Here is a 2,652-nt window from a genome sequence, read left to right on the forward strand (position 1 = left end):
TATAAGAGACAGGCCCCCACCGTGGCCGCCAGCGCGGTACGCAACGCCACCAGCGCGGTCGCGTCGTTCAACAGCGACTCGTCCTCCAGGATCGTCACGATCCGCCGCGGCATCCCGATCCGCCGGGCCACCGCCGTCGCGGCCACCGCGTCCGGCGGAGCCACCACCGCGCCCAAGGCGACCGCGACCGGGAACGGCACCTTCAGCAGCCACCACACCACGACCGCCACGGCGAACGTCGTGAACAGGACCAAACCCACCGACAGCAACGCGATCGTGCGCACATTCGCCCGGAAATCCACCAGCGACGTGCGGATCGCGGCGGTATACAGCAAAGGAGGCAGCAAACCGAGCAGAATGATCTCCGGTTCCAGGTGGATCTCCGGCACGAACGGCAGATACGACGCCGCCACCCCACCCACCGTCAGCACCAACGGTTCGGAGACACCGAACCGACGCGCCAGCGCCGCCAACGCGGCCGCCGACGCGACGAGAACAACCAGGCCGATCGCGACATCCACGGTGGAATTCTCGCAGAGCGCACGATCGGCAAACGGCCCGCGCGGTAGATGACACGTCCGCGGTCCACCGAACCACTGTGCCCGGCGCGATCACGCGCCATGCTTGTCGACGACGAGGAGGTAGAACATGGAGGAGTTCGCGTCCTGGCGGGCGAACGGACGACGCCACACCCATCGCGGCCACCAGGTCTTCTGGCGCGACGGAGGCGGTGGCCCCGACGGGACGCTGGTGTGCATCCACGGATTCCCCACCGCGTCCTGGGACTGGCATCGGATCTGGCCCGGCCTGGGCGAGCGCTTCGCCCGCGTCATCGCGCCGGACATGATCGGATTCGGCTGGTCGGCCAAACCACGCCACTACGACTACAGCATCGCCGACCAAGCCGACATCCACGAGAACCTGCTGCGCGAACAGGGCATCGGCCGATACCACATCCTGGCCCACGACTACGGCGACACCGTCGCCCAGGAACTGCTGGCCCGCGACAACGAACGCCGCGCCGTCGGCGAGGAATCACTGCTGGTCGAATCGGTGTTCCTGCTCAACGGCGGACTGTTCCCCGAGGCGCACCGCCCCCGCGCGGTGCAGCGGCTGCTGGCCGGCCCGCTCGGCCCGCTCGTCGGCGTGCTGGGCACCGAGCACACCTTCCACCGCAGCCTGGCCGCGGTGTTCGGGCCCGACACCCGGCCCACCGAGGTCGAACTGCACCAGTTCTGGCTGCTGTGGTGCAGCAAGCACGGAAAACGCAACGGCCACAAGCTGATCCGGTACCTGGCCGAGCGGCGCAAGCACCGGCGGCGCTGGGTGGGCGCCCTGCAGCAGACCCGGGTTCCCCTCCGGTTCGTCGACGGCACGGCCGACCCCGTTTCCGGCGGTCACATGGTGCGCCGCTACCGCGAGCTGATCACCGACCCCGACGTGGTCGAGCTGCCCGGGATCGGCCACTACCCGCAGCTGGAAGCCCCCGAGCAGACCCTCGCGGCGCTGCTGGAGTTCCACGGCACTCGGGTGCACAAGCCCACCGCGTGACCGAGGCCGCGCAGGCGTCGTTTCCGGACCGGCCAGGCCGGTCCGGAACGACAGCACCTTCTATGGCAGGCGCCATAGTATGGGCGGTATGGCAACGACACGTCGATCCCGCAGCGCCGGCACCCCGCCTCCCCCCAGGGGCCAGGCACGGCAACGCATGATCGACGGCGCGATCGACTCCCTTCGCGTGCACGGCGCCAGCGCCACCAGCGTCGACCGCGTCCTGGCCGCCACCGGCGCGCCGCGCGGCTCGGTGTACCACCACTTCCCGGGCGGACGCACCGAGCTGATCACCGACGCGCTCAGCACGGCGGGCGATCTGATGTCGGCCTACATCGAACGCCTGACCAGCGACGACGAGCCGACCGCCGCGCTGGACCGCTTCGCCGCGATGTGGCGGCACACCCTGCTCGACAGCGACTTCCGAGCCGGCTGCCCGATCTTCGCGGTCGCCGTCGAAACCAACGACGAAACCCCGGAGTTCGCCCGCCTCGCCGCGGAGGTCTTCGACCGCTGGCAGCAAGCCCTCACCGGGATGCTGACCCGCCACGCCGTGCCCGCCGAGCGCGCCGCCCGCCTGGCCACGCTCACGGTCGCCGCATTCGAGGGCGCCATCGCGCTGTGCCGCGTCCACCGCGACATCACACCCCTCGACGACGCGGTCGACGGGTTGCGCGAGCTGATGCCCGCCACGCACTGAACACTCCCGGCGCGCGATCCGCCACACCCTTGACACACCCATTATGGTGAATGCCATAGTCGGGAACAGGCCGCGCCGGAACACCGCCGCGCGGACACCGTCTCGCGTTCCGACCGCTCACCCGCGCACCGAAGGAGCCGCCGATGCCCGCCGCCGACCTCCACCTGGAAACCATCGAACTCCAACACACCGGGCGGGTACTCACCGCGCGCGTCGTCGCACCACCCTGGAACTTCGTCACCACCGCGGTCGTCCGCGACCTCGACACCCTCACCGCCGCCGTCGACACCGACGACACCGTCGGCGCGGTCGTACTCACCGGGGGACTGCCCGGCCGCTTCCTCACCCACGCCGACCCCGCCGCCCTCAGCGGCATGATCGAACAGCCCCACCCCTTCCTC

General features: G+C 70.3%; 3 protein-coding genes and 1 pseudogene. 3 read left to right on the forward strand and 1 reads right to left on the reverse strand.

Annotation, left to right across the window (positions count from 1 at the left end; translation table 11 throughout):
- A partial coding sequence (locus HOV91_RS38845; RefSeq protein WP_174190150.1) for a cation:proton antiporter domain-containing protein occupies positions 1 to 521 on the reverse strand: 521 nt, incomplete at its 3' end.
- Between the two features lie 127 nt (positions 522 to 648).
- Between HOV91_RS38845 and HOV91_RS38850 the strand changes: the two genes are divergently transcribed.
- The 3 genes and pseudogenes from HOV91_RS38850 to HOV91_RS38860 form a co-directional block, all read left to right on the forward strand.
- Positions 649 to 1,551, forward strand: a complete 903-nt coding sequence (locus tag HOV91_RS38850) for an alpha/beta fold hydrolase (RefSeq protein WP_174190151.1) — start codon at positions 649 to 651, stop codon at positions 1,549 to 1,551.
- 88 nt (positions 1,552 to 1,639) lie between these two features.
- Positions 1,640 to 2,251, forward strand: a complete 612-nt coding sequence (locus HOV91_RS38855; protein WP_246351610.1) for a TetR/AcrR family transcriptional regulator — start codon at positions 1,640 to 1,642, stop codon at positions 2,249 to 2,251.
- A 143-nt stretch (positions 2,252 to 2,394) separates the two neighbouring features.
- Positions 2,395 to 2,652 (forward strand): annotated as a pseudogene (locus HOV91_RS38860) (enoyl-CoA hydratase/isomerase family protein); the annotation flags it as partial.

It is taken from the genome of Nocardia barduliensis, from assembly GCF_013315795.1.
GTDB lineage: Bacteria > Actinomycetota > Actinomycetes > Mycobacteriales > Mycobacteriaceae > Nocardia > Nocardia barduliensis.